The 17579-nt window shown below is 40.0% G+C and carries 15 protein-coding genes; 10 read left to right on the top strand and 5 right to left on the bottom strand.

Annotation, left to right across the window (positions count from 1 at the left end; translation table 11 throughout):
* Positions 1-259: 259 nt before the first annotated feature.
* The 3 genes from F0226_RS10615 to F0226_RS10605 form a co-directional block, all read right to left on the bottom strand.
* Positions 260-463 (bottom strand): pyrophosphatase, encoded by a 204-nt coding sequence (locus tag F0226_RS10615; protein ID WP_171735609.1) that lies wholly within the window; start codon positions 461-463, stop codon positions 260-262.
* A gap of 185 nt (positions 464-648) precedes the next feature.
* Positions 649-1905 (bottom strand): Y-family DNA polymerase, encoded by a 1257-nt coding sequence (locus F0226_RS10610; protein WP_171735608.1) that lies wholly within the window; start codon positions 1903-1905, stop codon positions 649-651.
* Positions 1905-2315 carry a S24 family peptidase gene (locus F0226_RS10605; RefSeq protein ID WP_171735607.1) on the bottom strand — a complete coding sequence of 137 codons (411 nt, stop codon included), beginning with the start codon at positions 2313-2315 and terminating at the stop codon, positions 1905-1907. Before F0226_RS10605 ends, F0226_RS10610 begins: the two co-directional genes overlap by 1 nt.
* A 298-nt stretch (positions 2316-2613) precedes the next feature.
* On the opposite strand from F0226_RS10605, the gene F0226_RS10600 reads away from it, so the two are divergent.
* The 6 genes from F0226_RS10600 (at position 2614) to F0226_RS10575 (ending at position 10206) form a co-directional block, all read left to right on the top strand.
* Positions 2614-3882 carry a hypothetical protein gene (locus F0226_RS10600; protein ID WP_171735606.1) on the top strand — a complete coding sequence of 423 codons (1269 nt, stop codon included), beginning with the start codon at positions 2614-2616 and terminating at the stop codon, positions 3880-3882.
* Between the two features lie 12 nt (positions 3883-3894).
* Positions 3895-5211 (top strand): MATE family Na+-driven efflux transporter, encoded by a 1317-nt coding sequence (locus F0226_RS10595; protein WP_345776512.1) that lies wholly within the window; start codon positions 3895-3897, stop codon positions 5209-5211.
* 68 nt (positions 5212-5279) lie between these two features.
* Positions 5280-6233, top strand: coding sequence for a phytanoyl-CoA dioxygenase family protein (locus tag F0226_RS10590; protein WP_171735604.1), 954 nt, complete (start codon positions 5280-5282; stop codon positions 6231-6233).
* A gap of 600 nt (positions 6234-6833) precedes the next feature.
* Positions 6834-8066, top strand: coding sequence for a sodium/glutamate symporter (gene gltS, locus F0226_RS10585; protein WP_171735603.1), 1233 nt, complete (start codon positions 6834-6836; stop codon positions 8064-8066).
* Positions 8067-8123: 57 nt separating this feature from the next.
* Positions 8124-9467 carry a patatin-like phospholipase family protein gene (locus F0226_RS10580; protein WP_171735602.1) on the top strand — a complete coding sequence of 448 codons (1344 nt, stop codon included), beginning with the start codon at positions 8124-8126 and terminating at the stop codon, positions 9465-9467.
* A 169-nt stretch (positions 9468-9636) separates the two neighbouring features.
* Positions 9637-10206, top strand: a complete 570-nt coding sequence (locus F0226_RS10575) for a hypothetical protein (protein ID WP_171735601.1) — start codon at positions 9637-9639, stop codon at positions 10204-10206.
* Positions 10207-10219: 13 nt separating this feature from the next.
* Here F0226_RS10575 and F0226_RS10570 read toward each other — a convergent pair whose 3' ends face one another.
* Entirely contained in the window at positions 10220-11107 is an 888-nt protein-coding gene (locus tag F0226_RS10570) for a LysR family transcriptional regulator (RefSeq protein ID WP_171735600.1), read from the bottom strand.
* Positions 11108-11336: 229 nt separating this feature from the next.
* Between F0226_RS10570 and F0226_RS10565 the strand changes: the two genes are divergently transcribed.
* From F0226_RS10565 to F0226_RS10555, 3 genes are all read left to right on the top strand, one after another.
* On the top strand, positions 11337-11699 hold the full coding sequence (locus F0226_RS10565) for an antibiotic biosynthesis monooxygenase (protein ID WP_171735599.1): 363 nt from the start codon (positions 11337-11339) through the stop codon (positions 11697-11699).
* Entirely contained in the window at positions 11696-12670 is a 975-nt protein-coding gene (locus F0226_RS10560; RefSeq protein ID WP_171735598.1) for a Gfo/Idh/MocA family oxidoreductase, read from the top strand. Before F0226_RS10565 ends, F0226_RS10560 begins: the two co-directional genes overlap by 4 nt.
* A 377-nt stretch (positions 12671-13047) precedes the next feature.
* Positions 13048-15543, top strand: a complete 2496-nt coding sequence (locus tag F0226_RS10555) for a hybrid sensor histidine kinase/response regulator (protein ID WP_171735597.1) — start codon at positions 13048-13050, stop codon at positions 15541-15543.
* Positions 15544-15621: 78 nt separating this feature from the next.
* Here the strand turns inward: F0226_RS10555 and F0226_RS10550 are convergent, their stop codons facing one another.
* Positions 15622-16383 carry a DeoR/GlpR family DNA-binding transcription regulator gene (locus tag F0226_RS10550; RefSeq protein WP_171735596.1) on the bottom strand — a complete coding sequence of 254 codons (762 nt, stop codon included), beginning with the start codon at positions 16381-16383 and terminating at the stop codon, positions 15622-15624.
* Between the two features lie 281 nt (positions 16384-16664).
* On the opposite strand from F0226_RS10550, the gene ltnD reads away from it, so the two are divergent.
* On the top strand, positions 16665-17579 hold the full coding sequence (gene ltnD / locus F0226_RS10545) for an L-threonate dehydrogenase (protein ID WP_171735595.1): 915 nt from the start codon (positions 16665-16667) through the stop codon (positions 17577-17579).

Raw genomic sequence — 17579 nt, 5'->3', positions numbered from 1 at the left:
CCATCAATACTGGACACTGAGTTAAGGGAGTTGAGCAACCCATACTTGCTTGAAGTGATTTGTTAATTTCTAATTTAGCAAAGTTGTTGACACATTATTGTCCAGAAACGTTTTTAAAATTGATCAAACTCTATTGTCCTCCGACAACAATGGCTAGATATAGAACGAGCATAGGGTCAGATAGAGTTTAAAAGTAGGTAGTGGTTAGGGGGGAATTGGTGATCTTAATTACACATCCCTGTGTAACGTATTCTGAATGTCAGCTGGCTTTAAAGCGCTTCATAAATTGACTAAAGCGTGGAATCAGGCTTTGCACAGTCGGCGCATCGGGAATCTCATTTACAAAAATCATAAAGCGCTGTGCTTTACTTTTATCACCTTGAGCAGTCCCTGCTAGTATTGCTTGAGCTAAAATTACATGCTCAGCGGTAACGTCCTTATTCGAAAATTCGTGAATCAACATAGAAAATCCTAATAAGTATAAATACGGATGTAATAATACAATATATTGATGTTTATATCGATAGCTTATGGCATTCATCAATGTCAGATTTGTGTAAAAGCAAGACAGTGATGCGCACCATCAATACTGGACAGTGAGCTCTAGTAAATGGACCTTGAAAAGTTGACAGTGCTCTGCAAAGTGGCTTATTGGCAAAGAACACGTGGTAGGTCTTTCAATTTTGTCGTGTATTGAGGCGATAAAAAATTACGCTTCATAGCCCATTCTTGTGTCGTTCCTTGAGCTGCGAGAAATATTGAATCTCGCCCAAATTGAACGTTGAGCTTATCTATCGCTTGCATCAACGCAGGGTTATCAGGCTCAGAAAATAGGTCCTGTTGACGTTGCCTATCGGACACTAAGCTCATCACACCTACACCAATTTTGTAATAGCTGACGCCAGGCTTAAACAATCGAGTTGCCATTAATGTTACTGCCTTGGTCAATTTATTTGTATCGTTCGTTGGGAATTCAAACGTGCAGGTTTCCTTGAAGTTTTGTGGTATGTCATCGAAAGGGGACGTGTTAGCGAAAGCCATTAAAACTAGGCATGAACTTTTTTGGTTACGTGCTTTTCTTGCAACGGTGGAGGCGTGAAAAGCAAGAGCTTGTTTTAGTTCTTCGAGTGAAGTTATTCGGTTACCGACGCTTCGAGTGCTAAATATTTGTTGCTTATCCGTTCTGCATTCGTCCCAAATTTTACAGGGTTGACCATTTAGCTCACGAACTGTCCGTTCAATTTCTACATTGAAAGAGCACCTCGCTTGCTCGGGGCTTAAATTCGCTAAGTCTAGAGCGGTTTCAACCCCCATTAACTTCATGCGTTGTGTTAATCGTCTACCAATGCCCCATACTTCTGAGATTGGTTGTGAAGCTAAAAATTGTTGGCGTTTTTCTTCAGAGTCAATAATACAAACGCCATTCAGCTCTTTATTAACTTTCGCTATTCTGTTCGCTATTTTTGAGAGTGTTAAAGTATCTCCTGCACCAAAGCAAACGGGAAGTCGACACTCTTTCCAGAGGGTTTGACGAATTCGCTGACCAAACGAAGTTAAATCTGGCTCAATGCGAGATAAATGGGCGATATCTAAAAAGCATTCGTCTATTGAGTAAATATGGCTTCTCGGTGAAAAAGCCGTAATTGTTGCCATCATCTTTGCAGATAGGTCTGCGTATAAGGCGTAGTTCGATGAGAAAACATTAATACCACGCTGTTCAATGAGCATTTTCTGTTTGAAATAAGGTTCAAATTTTTTGACTCCAGCCTCTTTTGCCAACCTATTCGCGGCTACCACTGCCCCATCATTGTTTGACAATACGATGCAGGGTTTGTGTCGTAAATCAGGCCGAAAGACCTGTTCGCAGGCGACATACATAGCATTGCAATCTATCAGTGCAAACATTAAATAAACTCAGGCAATGGCTTATGTAAGCGTATAGAGCGTATGACAACTCCCTCAATCGAGAAGGCGTCTTCGGGATGAATCTCAATAGGTAAATGATGAGGGTTTGCAGATAGCAAAAGCCTGTTACGTATATCGATAATTTTGCACATGAATGCACCATTGAGGCTGACGATCACAGTATCTAAATGTTGCGCTTGTGGCTTCCTGTCAATGACTAATAAGTCGCCATTGAAGATGCCAATTCTTTCCATCGAATCTCCATTGGCATACGCAAGATATGTGGCATTAGGGTTATTCACCAAGATAGAATCTAAAGAAACACCTAGTTCAACATATTCAGCCGCAGGTGACTCCCACGAAGTGAGCGAGCATGAAATACTGGATGGAGAAATCGGTAAGATGAGCATATTTACGACCTTAAATTGTACTGGTTAAATATACAGTATAGTTTTAAGATCCGTCAATGTTTACAAAACTAAGTGCTGATAAATCGTTCTTTCAGTAAGAATTTTACTTACGTATTTTTGCCCAGAATTTTGGTTTTATGAATTTTAACTCATGGCACTTTTCGCTCAAAAATACCCCGCTATGGTTTCTAGCGATTGAGGACTCATTTCAAGAAAACGCGATTTGACTTATTTTTCGTAATACCAGTAATCTATTTACATGTAGTGGTTGGTGCAAGTAGCGCGCTAAGGTCAGTAAGTGCATATTTATATTTTTGGGAATTTAAACGTTGGAAAGTCAGCGCTTTGTAGGGAGTTACACAAAAAGCTCCCTGATTATGATTATTTATCTCTTGACCATTACAGGCAGCAATATAGTGATGGAAGTCTAAAGGGCGAACAACGAGCGAGTTGCAAGTTTGTAGCCGATGTTAAAAATACCTCACATGCTATTGTTGAGTTTACAGGGTGTGGCTCAATTGCAGAACGACTTAAAGCTACTCTTAATATCAAATGTGGTGTGCTAATTGTTGTTAATCGATGTATGGATGAAAACCTAGCAGCAATTGATGAAGATAAATTCTCAAGAATTCCATACCCTGCAGAGTATAAAAAGTGCCAATCAATAGTAGATACAATTCAGAGACTAGAAGAAAGCACAACTCTATCTTCATTGGAAGTGAGTTGGCAGCGTCAGGTTTGGCAATCATACACATATAACCTTGAACAAAGCTTCGAGTTATTTTGGTCTGAATTTCCTATTGAACACCATGAAGTTGTTAATCACCTTAATCATTTTGTCTTAAGCCAAAGCACGATTAGTAGCGCATTGATCTATGGTTCGCTTGGTGCGAATTGTGCGACCATAATGTCAGACGTCGATTACTTTATACAAACTAGTGCCCCTGCGGTCGATTGGTATGATGCTTTTTTAGACGTTTATAAGAATGATGTAGTCCACGCTGACCTTATCAATAATAAAATTACTCTGCGTTACGAAAGCGGAATGTTAGTAGAGGTAGTGACTGGAAAGCAGTTATCTGAAATCGCGTTATATTACCGGGAGTCGTTAATACACAATTGTGAATTTACGATCATGAAGGGAGGCGAGGATGAACGACTTCAATTAAATCATTTCTTGGAGCAACAGAAGCTAGATAGCGATTCCGCTGCATTAATCGCAAGTGAAACCTACTTTCTATTTTGCTCGCTACCAAAGCTTTTAAAATCTGAAGATAGCTATAAGTACTCGTTCCATACTATGATCATTAGGCATTATGCGATTCAGTTAGAACACTTACTTCTTGGGATTTCAGATCACAATTACCTTCCTAAATATGCTGCGCTTTCTCTCCCTCATTTCCCTTGGGAAAGCTTCACTACATGTGCAATGACCATTGAAATCAAGCAATATCGAGCGCTTTATCGATATATAGAAGAACTGTATAGCCGGTTAGAAAAAGCTAAATTAATAGAGGAAGATAAATACTTCTCTACACGAACAGAATTTTTACATCGACTAGAATAAAAGGATGATCTAGTGGTTACGGTAGACAAAATAAACGTTAAGTTATGGTTCACTCTCATGATGAGCAGTTTGATCCCGCTCATCTATACAACAACAAGAATTCATTTCATAGGCAGTATGCCCAGCTCTTGGTCGTTTAGTATAGCGTCTCAAGTTGCATGGTTAAATATCGGATATGAGGTGATTAACGAAGCATTGCTACTTCCTCTTGCATTCATACTGGGTCAGGTAATTAGGAACTCTAAGGAATTTCAGCAGAGGGCAGCCGCATCTTTGGGAGTGGTTGTACTGATCTATGCAGTAGTCACAACGCTTGTCTTCGCATTTACGCCACAATTAGTTTCAGCGATGCACCAGCAAGAAAGCCTGTTAGCTCAAACCATAAAGTATATTCGACTAGAATCCATTGCTATTTTTTTATCGAGCGCTTACCTATTCTTCAACCTTGTGCTGCTACTTCACAATAAACAGAAGGCATTGTATTGCTTACTGGTTGTACAAACTGTGTTGACGTTTTTTTGCGATACATTGCTGGTAAGTCAAATGCCAGTTTCATTGCAATTGGGAGTGACAGGTATTGCTATCACCAACATCATAGTGAATTCATTGTTGGTTGTTGTTTCATATAAGTTGCTTTCAATCAATGACATCGACCTAGACCTACGAGCCATGACTTTCGAAAAGTCTTTGTGGCTCAAAGAGTGGTTAAAAATCGGAAGTCGATCAGGATTGGAATCATTTGTCAGAAACACCGCGTTTGTAGTCATGATTTTACAACTCATGAACCAGTTGCAGCATGCTGGAACTTTCTGGGTGGCAAATAGTTTTATTTGGGGGTGGTTATTACTACCAGTATTGACGCTAGGCCAGTTAATCAAACAGGATGCTGCAACTAATAACGGGCTTAGTTCCCAAAAGGTAAATCGTTATTTTATCGTTACGTGTGGGATATTTGTACTTTGGTTGGTATCGGTACCACTGTGGGAAAGTTTTATTCATCGTGTTATGGGTGTGAGCAATGCTGTGGAAGTTACCAGTTTGGTTTATCTTTTGGCTGGCTTCTACATTGTATTTGCGTTCAATAATGTCATTGATAGCTATTTCTATGGTATTGGTCGGACTGATTTGATGCTTTATCAGTCTTTGGCTGTGAACTCACTATTTTATGGTTCAGCGTATATTTGTTATCAACTAGGTTGGTTTGTACCCACACTCGATCGTGTAGCCATTATGTTTGGCTTAGGAATCACCTTTGATGCTGTTATAACGTGGTGTCTTTATATCATGTTGAGGAAGCAACAATCCCCGAGAGAGCTGGTCGTTGTCTAAACAAAGGGTAAGTAAGTTTTCGGCTGTTGGTTTTAATACTTTTAAGTGGGAAAGGAGAGGTTAAGTAAATGGATAAACAGTTCTACAGTGAAAACGGTTATTTCCTGTTAAATGATATTCTTGCCGATAAAGCGAAAATACTGTGTGATGAGGTTCATACTGCAATTAGACACATGGCTAAATCTATTGATTTAAATACGAGTACATACCTAGAGTCGGTATGCCGTTGGGATGGCCCCAGTGCTATTGTTGATCATCTGACAAGCAATGTGATTGAACGCTTGGAACCCATTGTCTCAGAAGTTCTTGGTTCTAATATCGAAGTTGTAAGGGCTTCTATCATCTATAAATCGGGTGAAATAAATAAAGCGACGCATGGGCACCAAGATTCAGGGTATTGGCGTATAAATCAATCAGAAACCTATGACTTAAGTACTTGGATAGCACTTAATGATATTGATTCTTCTAATGGTGCACTACGTATTTTGTCAGGAAGCCATAAACATGGTGCAGAAATTCAATCCGATTTTCTAGCGAAAGACTTTGTTGATCTCGCAATATCCTGGGGGGAGAGCTCTCATACCTTAGATATGAGAAGTGGATCCGTTGCGGTGTTTTCTCCAGATTTATGGCATGCATCGCACAGTTGTGACAGCGGTAAAACTCGCATGGCGTTTGTGATTCGTTGGAAAGCGATCCCCTCTCAATATGTGCTGAAGGATATCACTGATACGGTAGATACTGACCCTGATAGGTTTGGGATGATGAATTCTGCGAAGCTCCTAGAGCGTAGACTTAAGCACATTTTAGGTACGGAACGCTTTTCTTTACCTAATACTTTAGATCAACTAATAAGTGTAGTGTTGGAACATAACCTAACTTCCAGCTTTCCTGAGCCCAAAAAAGCAAATAAAGCGTTACGTCGATTACAGATACTCCGACTTGCTAAGATTCACGGAGGTAATGACCTTGGGAATGGAATTTGGGAGGATATTAGGGATTATGTTGTTGAGGTTGATTGAACATGCAACAGCTACAAAAGTTGTATTGTGATTTTTGTTGTCTCTTTTTCGCTGCACAGTTAGTGAGGACATCTGAACTGTGATTGAACATTAACAGGGAGCTTTGTCATATTGTGTAAGATAACACTTACTTTGACTTACAGATAACGATCGCAAAGCCATGTAGGTTATAAGCATCATAATCGTGATGGAGCCAGTAATATGGGTAGAGTCGATCTTATTTGTTATTTAATAATTATAATTTGTTTATTATTAATTAATCATTATTACTAATATTTATGCTTTCACTATTTTTGGTGTTTTAGTGAATTTATAACGATTGGTTATTTTAATTATAACCGGTTTTTATTTTTATTTTCACTTTCAATCTTATAATGTTTTTACGGTTAAATATTTCACTCATCTATTTTATATAAGTGGTTAATGTTTAAATTGGCATGAATTCACTATTCGATAAATATATAAGTCTATAAAATAATTGTTCTTTCTGTTATTAATTTCTGGAATTGATGTGTCCATCTAAATAAATGATTGGATCTATTGGAATAATCATTAGAGTAATGAAGACTGCTCTTTATGCATTGAATAATGGAATAAACTATGGATTTTGAAAATAACATATTACACCTAGGCTCTTTTTTTGCCGTCACGATGGGTATCGTTGTCCTCTTTATTGGGCGTAGGTTAAATCAAGTCGTTGGCTTTCTTAAAGAATTCAGCATTCCTGAGCCTGTTTCTGGCGGGATCCTTGTTTCGACACTGTTTGCTCTACTTTACGCGACCACATCAATTGAAGTTCAGTTCGATTTAATGGCTCGTGATGTGTTATTGGTTTATTTCTTCACCACTATCGGTATCAATGCGAGCTTGAAAGACCTAATGAAAGGGGGGAAGCCATTAGTGGTACTCCTCGCTATCACGATTTTCTTTATGGTTATGCAAAATGTCGTGGGGATCTCAGTTGCTTCACTATTTGGACTTGAGCCTGTATTTGGTCTACTTAGCGGAAGTATCTCGTTAATTGGCGGTCACGGTACCGCAATAGCATGGGCACCAAGAGTCGGAGAAGAATTTGGTTTAGAAAGCGCAATGGAAATCGGTATTGCCAGTGCCACATTTGGTTTGATCTTAGCGAGCTTGATGGGCGGTCCTATTGCGAAGTATCTCATCAAAAAGCACAAACTCGTTACCAATTCGGAATTGAAAGAATCGAACACTGCCGCGCAGAAAGAAGCAAAAAATACACGCGAATCCATGACTTCATTTGAGTTTTTAGATGCGGTATTGGCTATCCATGTTTGTGTCATTATCGGTGTGTTGCTAAATGAAGCCATCAGCCAAACAGGCTTACAACTCCCACTTTTTGTATCATGTTTGTTTGCCGGTATTGTTATCACGAATCTAATCCCTGACTCTTACCCAAGACTCACAGGCACCAAGTGGCCAACACGTACTGCTGCCATTGATTTGATTGCTGAAATTGCTCTGGGTACGTTCCTCGCGATGTCTTTAATGAGTATGCAGTTATGGACTTTGATTGATCTTGCCGGCCCTATTTTTGCGATACTTGGAATGCAATTGTTACTGGCTATTGTGATCAATATATACGTAGTATTCCCTGCAATGGGTAAAACGTACGATGCCGCAGTAGTGTGTGCTGGTTTTGGCGGAATCTCGCTTGGTTCAACGCCTACTGCAATGGCGAATATGTCGGCAGTGAGCCATAAATACGGTCATTCGGCGCAAGCCTTTATTATCGTTCCTCTTGTGTGTGCGTTCTTTATTGATTTAGCGAATGCACTGATCATCCCTTACTTCATGCGCTTAATGTAAGCATTCAGCAAACCGTATTCAGTTATATAAAATTGTCGTTTTAAATAGGAAAGAGTAATGGTTAATCGTTTTTACACGTTCTTGATCATGGTTGGTGTTTTGTCAGGGTGTTCTTCGGTTAACCAGCCTAACAATGTCGCAATTGAGACAATAGAAAATGAAGTGACAGAGGTGAGTGATTATTCGTTTACCGAACTGGCGAGCTCAACCGAGAATGACGTCACCATCATTTTAGCCTTTTCTGGTGGCGGTACTCGGGCGGCGGCTTTGTCTTACGGCGTGCTTGAACAGCTGCGTGATACTCAGATTATGATTAATGGCAAAGAGAAACGTCTGTTGGATGAAGTGGATGTGATTAGCTCTGTTTCAGGCGGTAGTTTCACTTCAGCTTATTATGGTATTCATCAAGATAAGATATTTGATAGCTATAAGAGCGACTTCTTATATAGAGATGTGAAAGATGATCTTGTCTCTATTCTTTTAAGCCCAGTTCACTGGTTTTCAAGCTTAGGGCGAACAGATGCAGCTAACCAATATTATGAAGAAAAAATTTTTGGTTCTGCCACGTTTAGCGATATCGACTCGCAAAAATCGCCTTATATCATTATCAATGCATCAGACATTACTACCGGGCTACGCTTCTCCTTTATACAAGAGTACTTTGATTTCTTGTGTTCAGATATAGGTGAATACCCAATATCTAAAGCCGTTGCGGCTTCGGCTGCGGTGCCTGTTTTATTTGAACCCGTTGTCTTAGAAAATTATGAGGGTTGTAATGAACAATTGAAAAGAAAGGCATCAAAAGTGGTCATGAATGACCTTTCTTATCAGTCGAAAAAAACTATCCAAGATATTAAAGAGTATTCAAATAAAGACAGTAACCGTTACATTCATTTAGTGGATGGCGGTATTACGGATAACCTTGGGCTGCTGGCTATTTATGACTTATTAGAATTAGGTAACTTTCATAGTAAGTACATCATGCCGGGTGGTGTAAGTACTCACCAAGTGATTGTTATTTCAGTTGATGCATCGACAAGTCCTGAGTTGGGTATAGGGCAAAGCATGGAAGTGCCTTCAGTGCCTCAAACTTTAAACTCTATTACCGATATTCAGCTGCACCGTTATAACGATGCAACTAAGGCGTTGTTCACTAAATCGATGGAACAATGGGCGAAAGAAGCTTCGACAGAAACCACTACTGTTATCCCTCATTTTATTGATATTGGTTTTGAATACACGAAAGACTTGCAGAAAAAACATGAATTTAATCAGGTTCCTACAGACTTAACTTTAGATAAAAGTCTCGTCGATTCATTGATTGAAGAAGGTCAATTGCAACTGAAAACCAATGATGAATTCAACCGCGCTTTACAGCAGATCAATGGTGAGATGTTGTAGCTCACTTATCGTCTCCATTAGGCAGAGTTAGTGCTAGGTATCATAGCTCTGCCTTACATCATTCAATGTTGTCATCGTTCTGCCCCCACGTAGTTAAGCGTTTACATAGCCTTACATAGCACTCGATAAATATCAGTATCATGGGCCTTTTCACCCAAAGGCTTATCGTTTGTTTGTTAAAGTTAAAACAGATATTGAAGCGTCTAGAATCATCAATAACCTCAGACTTTTTTACACGTCTTATTCATCCCCTTCTATCCACCAAAGCTTAAAAAGGTCGAGCCTAGCATTCAGTTCAACAGGTGGTGTTTATGCTGATGATTTAGAGACTTTGTATCTCGTGTGTATTGATAGGCTTTGGCTGAGCACACATAGTTCAATCAGTAAAAATGCCGCGACTTATATTGTGTTCAAACTGGTTTCTAGCGGTTATGTAGAAGCTAAATATAAAATATTTGGTTCTAATGTGATTCAGGTTTCGCCACTAGTGAGTCTTAATTGTGAAAATATCGCGATTGATACGGCGATTTTGAAGCACAAATGTGGCGATTTCGGAGCAGTAGATATGATTCGTATGAAGTTGAATTTTGCTGGCGTGTTGAATAATGGAACCGTTGAAAGTGTACATAAGATCGGTGGGCAAAAAATCTCAATCGTGACTGATCAAGTGGGCACTGAGCGAGAGCAAACCAGAGTCAATATTCAGACTGAGGTCACGCGTTTAAACTCCATTATCTAGCGAGTCCATTGGGTTAATTTTGCTCTTTTCGACAACGCTTGATCACGAAGTCAGCAAAGGTTCGATTTTTTAAAGAAAGCTGCTTGTTTTTATACAATAAATGGATGGGCTTAGCCTCGGGAGAGCTACTTTCCAAAATATGAATGAGTTGCTGTTGCTCGATTTCTTGCTCGACCAAAATTAACGGCTGCAGCAGAACGCCCACACCTTGTAGGGCTGCATATTTCAGTACGTCACCATTATTGGATGCTAACCGAGTATGGTTATTCTTAAAGTGACTGGTTGGTGCATTGAGTGTGTGCTGGCTTTGACCATTAGAATAACGAAAGCCCAAGCAATGGTGTTGGGATAAGTCGCTGATGGCGTCAATTTTAGGGTGTTGGTTGAGGTATTCAGGGGAAGCGCAGTAAATCATCTGGTACTCCCCAATATGCCTTGCCACCATGCTCGAATCGCTTAGTTCCCCTATTCGTATTATCAGGTCTGTCTCACTTTTATAAGGGTCAATAAGCTCGTTAGACAACATTAACTCAACGTTTATTTCAGGGTGTTCAATGAGGAACTCAGCCACGATAGGGGCGAGCACTTTGTTGCCAAAGGTGACAGGGCAGTTAATAGTCACAGTACCTTGAGGGCGATTTTCTAGGGTTTGAATTAAGTTCTCAGCGTTACTGATGTCTTCTAAAATACGTTGGCACTCTTGAAAATAAAGTTTACCTGAATCCGTCAGAGACTGTTTACGAGTGGTGCGATGAATCAAACGAGTATGCAGGCTTTCTTCTAATGATGAGACATGTTTGCTGATCATAGTTGGCGATAAATTGAAGTGATTGGCTGCACTTCGAAAGCTGCCATGTTCCACCACATACGCAAATACCTTCATGCTTGTTAGCTTATCCATCAATCATCACCTACAACTAATAACAGTTAAATATAAAACCAAGTTTGGACTACGAAGCTTGGTAGAGAAGTATGCTTATAGCTTTTTTGTACACCATCACTTTATGGAATACTAAAACCTTATTGAACACTATAGGTTTATAAACAATAAACGAGAGGTCAGTTTATCAATTAAATGTGTCTAATTATATTAGTCATCATATTTTGAAACTGAACACGTGAGACTCCCGATGGATAACAGTATTTTTGTCACCGCAGAACTTAAAATTAAAGACGGCATAGACCGTGAACAAGCTATAAAAGAGATTGAGCAATTTTGTCTGGATATGCAAAGTGAAGACGGGTGTTTGCAGGCAACTGCCAGTTACGACTCTGAAGATCTACAACGTGTGATCTTGTGGGAGCGTTATCAAAATGAAGCTGCAATACAAGCGCACTTTGTGATGCCTCATACTCAAGCTTTTATTGAACACGGATTCGCGGATTTGGTTCAAGCATTTAAAACTCAGTGCCAAAGCCAAAGCCAAAGCCAAAGCCAAAGCCAAAGCCAAAGCCAAAGCCAAAGCGCACACAAAGAAGGAACAGCAGCATGAAGTGGGGAATATTAGGTACGAGCTTTATTTCTGGCGTGATGGCAGATGCTATAAACAATGATGAAGGCAGTGGGTTGTATGCTGTTGCTGGGCGAACGCAAGCTACCCTTAATGAATTTATCGATCAGTACAAACCCACAACGTCATACAACAATTACGATGCGCTTCTTAACGATGATTCGGTAGACGTTGTCTACATTGCTTTACCTAACCATGTGCACCATGAGTATGTAATCAAAGCGGCGAGTAAGGGCAAAGCCATTTTGTGTGAAAAATCGTTATCGATTGATATGGAAAAAACCGATTTGGCGCTGGCTGCTGTGGCAAAAAACAAAGTCTTTTTCGCAGAGGGTTTAATGTACCTTAATCACCCGCTGGTTGAACAACTTCTTTCAGAATTGCAATCTGGTGAGATTGGTGAAGTGCGCTCTATACAAGCTTCTTATATTGCCGCGATTGATCAATTCGTCAATCCAGCAAGCAAAGGTGCGCTGTATAATTTAGGTTGCTACCCAATGTCGCTAATTCACTCGGTCATGCAGCTGCAATATGGCGATCAGATATTCGACAGTGTTGATATTTCTGCGTTAGGGCGTCGTGGCTTAGATGGGAATATTTGTGAGTCATCGGCATTAATGCGCTTTAATGATACGGTGAGTGCGCAAATTCACACTGCTGAAGATCATGGCTTGAAACATCACTTTACTATCTTGGGGAGTAAAGGTTGTATCACATTGACGACTAACCCTTGGCTACCTTCTACTGAAAATCGATTTACTGTGGAGGTTTATGAATCTTCACAAAGAGAAGTTACAGTAAAAGCGCAGGGAGATGGTTTCCATTATCAAGTTAGAAATATTCGTGGAGCCATTCAAGCAGGGTGTAAACAACTGCAACGCCCGTGTGCAACCATCAATGACTCACGAGATATTATGGCGCTGCTGACTCAGTGGGAGAAGGCAGCAAGTTAAGCTTTGGACTTAAGCTTTGAACGACTATTATTGATAATAATAAACGCCTAAAACCTGTGTTTTAGGCGTTTTTTTTCTAAGAAGTTTCACTAGTTACGAGCGGTATCATTATTTTAAATTTTTCGTATTGAGTTGATTTTTATAAATAGCATAAAATACCATAAATTATCTCAGAGCAAAATTCTTACCCTTGCCATTCATTAAACTATTCTGCTGTCATTATTTGGGTCGATATCACGCTATTAGTGTAATGTTGCATATTGTTGTAACGACTTCTATACAGTACTTATTATTTTGTCAATTTCACTTGCCAAGGCTAGTGTATATATTATTGGGTCTGAAAAATACTAAGATGAGAAAAGGCAAGGAATCATCAAATGGCTGACATCTTTGTGAATATCGCCCCGTACTTTAAGTTGTCACTACTCCTAGCGACAAGCTGCATCATACTTTGTTGGCTTAGCTACTTTGTACGTTTTATCTATCTGCAAGAAAAAAAGATCCTAACTTCTGTCTATGTTTCATACATGGTTTACTCGATCTTCATTCTGTTTTGGATTCTTAGTAATGCCTACTTTCATTCCGGTTTACTCGTAGGGTTAGGGGATGATGCTGGGATATTAATGGCAAGAGCGGCCAATATTTTTTCTTACATGGCTTTTGTTAGTGCATTTCATTTCTCATGCAAAGTCACGTCTGATCAAGCAAATCGTCAGTTGCATAAGTGGCAGTGGGGTTTAATAGGGTTCGCGACTTTATATTCTGTGCCGATTAATCTACTGCCAGGTTTCACGGTAGTGGGGATTGATATAAAAGCGCAAAGTGACTTTGTTCTTCACTTTGGTTCAAGCACACCTTTTTTCTTTTTTACTATCTTACTTTTTGTCTTTTTAACGCTAAGTAATCTTTTCTGGTATGGCTTGAAAAAGAGCCAAATAAAGCGTCTTAAAGTGACCTATATGGCTGCTGGCATCATCATTTTTATGACGTCCACAACTCTAGTTCACCTCTTTGCTACATTGATTCTTAACGATTTTTCAATGACATGGCTCCCTCCAGCATTATCTATAAGTGAATTGCTATTTATGGGGTACGCCGTAATGTGCAATCGCTTTTATAGCTGGCGTTACCTTTTGTACATCGGATGCAGTTTAGCGTTAACGCTGGGAGTGTATGTTTCTTTTCTTACTTGGTCTTTTGGCGGGTTCCACATTGAAGAAGAGTTATTTAAATATGTGCTCTGGAGTGCATTATTAATTGTTGGTACTTGGCGTTTTATCTGGCGAATTGCCCGTTCACTTTTCAGTGTGCTGATTTATGGAAGTATCACTACTCCGACCGATAAAATTGCTGGCTTGGTTGACGATTTTCAACGATCAACCGAACAAGCCATGGAAAAGTTGGCGGGTATTCTTCACGTAGATAAAACACATCTTGTGTTAGATGCAAGTTCAAATGCCCTTTACTCTTCAGTGCTTAATGAACCCCGTTCAGCCTTATTGTTTAAAGAGGTTGAGTACGAGGTGAGTAGCCAACCCAATCATAAGTTGCACGCTGTTCGTGACAAAATGCTGAAAAGTAATACCGCGATGATTCTACCTTTACATGACACACAAAATACGTTGTCGTATTTCATTATGTCTTCGGGGAAGCGTGATGGTTCACTTTTCACAAATGAAGAGATTTCTGCTCTCCAAAAGCTATTGAAGAAAGCGTGGCCATATATTCATAACGAGCGTAAAGTTCAGCATTCTCAAGCAATGGCAAAATCTATCGCCCATGAAATGCGTAATCCTTTAGCTCAGGTTCAACTGCATTTAGAAAAGATAAGTGAATTTGCTTCTAGTCAGCCGAAAGATACTTTGCTGGAGCAAGAGGTGAATCGAGGTAGGGATGCGATTCAGCGCGGTAATTTACTGATTGATGCCACATTGCGAGAAGCGCATGACCTCTATTTGAACCAAGATTCATTGCGTTATTACTCTGTGGTTGAGCTTATTAATAAAGTATTAGATGACTATGCTTTTGAGTCAGATACTACTGCTAACCGAGTCCACTTTGAACCTGAAGGGCAAGACTACTTAGTGCATGTGAATGACACTATGTTCAGCTTTATCTTGTTCAATTTATTGAGGAATGCTCTGCATTATTTTGATGACTACCCTAAGAGCCGTATTGAGATAAAGCTGAAATCAGGTGAAAAGTTCAATCAGATTTTGTTTAAAGATTATGGACCGGGCGTTGACCCCAAGGTGGTGGAAAGGATATTTGATGACTTTTTCACGCATCAAAAATACGGCGGTAGCGGTTTAGGGCTGAGTTACTGTAAGCGAGTTATGACTTTGTTTGATGGCAGTATTCATTGCCAGTCTGTTTATGGGCAGTTCACTGAGTTTAAGTTAGTTTTCCCTAAAGTGACTTCTAATGTAAGAAGAGAAAACTACGCTAACAACCCTGTTGATACGGATAATTTGAGAGACCATCTATCAAAGGTTTACCTGCCTAAATCAAGTGTGAAAGAAGGTATTCAAGTTCTGGTAACGGATGACAATAAAGGTCAGCGCGCGCTCACTCGTATTTATCTAGAACAAATTGGGGCAACCGTGTACGAAGCTGAAAACGGCCAGCAAGCCTTAGTGTGCGTTGAAGAAAATCCTATTGATATTGTGTTTATGGATGTTCAAATGCCAGTTATGGATGGTTTTAAGGCAACCAAGCTGATCAAGCTGTTGAAGCCGACCTTACCAGTGATTGCTCTATCGGGAGAGTCTGGTAAGAGCGAGATTGAAAAAATTAATAAGGTGATGGATGGGCGACTATCTAAACCTACCAGTAAGCAGTTGTTAGATAAAACAATCCGAGAATACTTCTAAGGCACATGCTGAGAGGCATTGGAATACTCAGCCATTAAGCTCTTGATAAAATCACGGGCTTAATGGTTTTATCAGACTTTACACTGGCTTAATAACTCTCAGGCCTTTTTCGTTTAACTCATCGATCACACTGCTTGAAAGATTAATATCAGTAATGACACCATCAAGCTCGCTCATATCTAGAGCATGAAAGCTAGCGATCCGACCGTACTTGGTCGAGTCTGAAATGAGGTAGTTAGTATGAGCAGCTTGAACAATGGCTTGTTTGACTAATACCTTATTTTCACATGGCGTGGATAACCCTTTTAAGTTCCAAGATGAAGAAGAGATAAACGCAATATCAATATTCATCCCCCTCAAAAACTCAGCCACTTTACTACCAATGCTGGATTGGTTTTCACGGTCAATTTTGCCTCCGGTATGGTAGATCTCAGATTGAGTGTTATTCATTAAATACGCGGCAATTGCAAAGTCATTGGTAATGATCAGTAGATCATCGCGACCTGCAAGTTGATGGGCGATCTCCAAAGCGGTTGTTCCTGCATCAAGGTAAATAGTCGATAACTCTGGAACTTGTTGCGCAGCAAGTTGACCAATTTGAGCTTTTTCGCTGGCTTGCTGCTCTACCTTTATGTCATGTGATAATTCACTATGCAGCGCTTTAGTCAGCTGCACACCACCTGACACTGAAATGACCTTTCCAGATGTTTCTAGCTTTACGATATCTCGACGAATGGTCATATGAGAAACCTCTAGGTGCTCTACGAGCTCAGAAATACTGATCACTTCTTGGTGTGATAGCAGTGACAAAATGGTTCTCTGACGTTCTGCTGGAATCATGATTATTCTTCTATGTTCTTATTTTTCATCATCCTATCAATCTTTCCTCACGTTGTGAACATATGTGAATATCTGTTGTGAAATAGTTACTCGAACTGTGACAACGGCTGTGAATACTGTTTTTCAGTGCCTACAAAGGAGTAAATCATCTTTTTATGTTAACTTTTGTTAAAAATGTGACTTGTCACTAAGTCGCACTCGGTTGCTTCACATATAATCACAAACATAAACAAGAATTAACAAAATATAGAATTTAATAATTACGTGAAAGGCATCCTGTTATGAGTGAAGTTCAATCTGTTGGTGTTATCGGTTTAGGTTCCATGGGAATGGGCGCTGCAAAGTCATGTGTGCGTGCAGGGCTTGATGTATATGGTTTCGACTTGAACCCTCAAGCGCTTGAAACCTTAGGTGAATATGGTGCAAAAGCGGTATCGACCAGTGCGGTAGAGTTTGCAGACAAGCTAGATTCGGTTTTGGTATTAGTTGTGAATGCTGCGCAGGTAAACACTGTGTTATTTAAAACGGGTTTGGCAGGAGCATTGAAGCCGAATACCCCAGTGATGGTGTCAGCTACGATTTCTGCAGAAGATGCAAAGCAAATCGAGGCTCAGTTATCTGAATATGGTCTTGTGATGCTCGATGCGCCGGTTTCCGGAGGTGCAGTAAAGGCAGAATCGGGCGAGATGACAATCATGGCTTCTGGTGCTGTGAGCACATTCGAAGCATTGACTCCAGTACTCGATGCCACCGCGGCAAAAGTTTACAACATTGGTGAAGCGATTGGTCTTGGTGCGACAGTGAAGATCATCCATCAACTACTGGCTGGTGTTCATATTGCTGCTGGCGCAGAAGCGATGGCATTAGCGGCAAGAGCAAACATCCCGCTTGATTTGATGTATGACGTAGTCACTAACGCTGCGGGTAATTCTTGGATGTTCGAAAACCGCATGAAACATGTGGTTGACGGTGACTACTCTCCTAAATCAATGGTCGACATTTTTGTTAAGGATCTCAATTTAGTTTCTGATACAGCTCAAGACTTGAAGTTCCCTTTACCGCTATCAAGTGCCGCATTGAATATGTTTGTGAGTGCGAGTAATGCTGGTTTTGGTCAAGAAGACGACAGTGCTGTTATCAAAGTATTCCAAGGCATTGACTTACCGGGTGTGAATGCGCCGAAAGTGGAGAAATAA

Origin of the sequence: Vibrio sp. 99-70-13A1, assembly GCF_013114625.1 — a bacterium.
Lineage (GTDB): Bacteria > Pseudomonadota > Gammaproteobacteria > Enterobacterales > Vibrionaceae > Vibrio.
This window is presented reverse-complemented; position numbering and strand designations above follow the sequence as displayed.

Coding starts and splice junctions, on each gene's coding strand:
- ltnD (WP_171735595.1), top strand. CDS start 16,665: ATGAGTGAAGTTCAATCTGTTGGTGTTATCGGTTTAGGTTCCATGGGA.
- F0226_RS10560 (WP_171735598.1), top strand. CDS start 11,696: ATGAAGTGGGGAATATTAGGTACGAGCTTTATTTCTGGCGTGATGGCA.
- F0226_RS10555 (WP_171735597.1), top strand. CDS start 13,048: ATGGCTGACATCTTTGTGAATATCGCCCCGTACTTTAAGTTGTCACTA.
- F0226_RS10580 (WP_171735602.1), top strand. CDS start 8,124: ATGGTTAATCGTTTTTACACGTTCTTGATCATGGTTGGTGTTTTGTCA.
- F0226_RS10590 (WP_171735604.1), top strand. CDS start 5,280: ATGGATAAACAGTTCTACAGTGAAAACGGTTATTTCCTGTTAAATGAT.
- F0226_RS10565 (WP_171735599.1), top strand. CDS start 11,337: ATGGATAACAGTATTTTTGTCACCGCAGAACTTAAAATTAAAGACGGC.
- F0226_RS10550 (WP_171735596.1), bottom strand. CDS start 16,383: ATGATTCCAGCAGAACGTCAGAGAACCATTTTGTCACTGCTATCACAC.
- F0226_RS10610 (WP_171735608.1), bottom strand. CDS start 1,905: ATGTTTGCACTGATAGATTGCAATGCTATGTATGTCGCCTGCGAACAG.
- F0226_RS10570 (WP_171735600.1), bottom strand. CDS start 11,107: ATGGATAAGCTAACAAGCATGAAGGTATTTGCGTATGTGGTGGAACAT.
- gltS (WP_171735603.1), top strand. CDS start 6,834: ATGGATTTTGAAAATAACATATTACACCTAGGCTCTTTTTTTGCCGTC.
- F0226_RS10615 (WP_171735609.1), bottom strand. CDS start 463: ATGTTGATTCACGAATTTTCGAATAAGGACGTTACCGCTGAGCATGTA.
- F0226_RS10605 (WP_171735607.1), bottom strand. CDS start 2,315: ATGCTCATCTTACCGATTTCTCCATCCAGTATTTCATGCTCGCTCACT.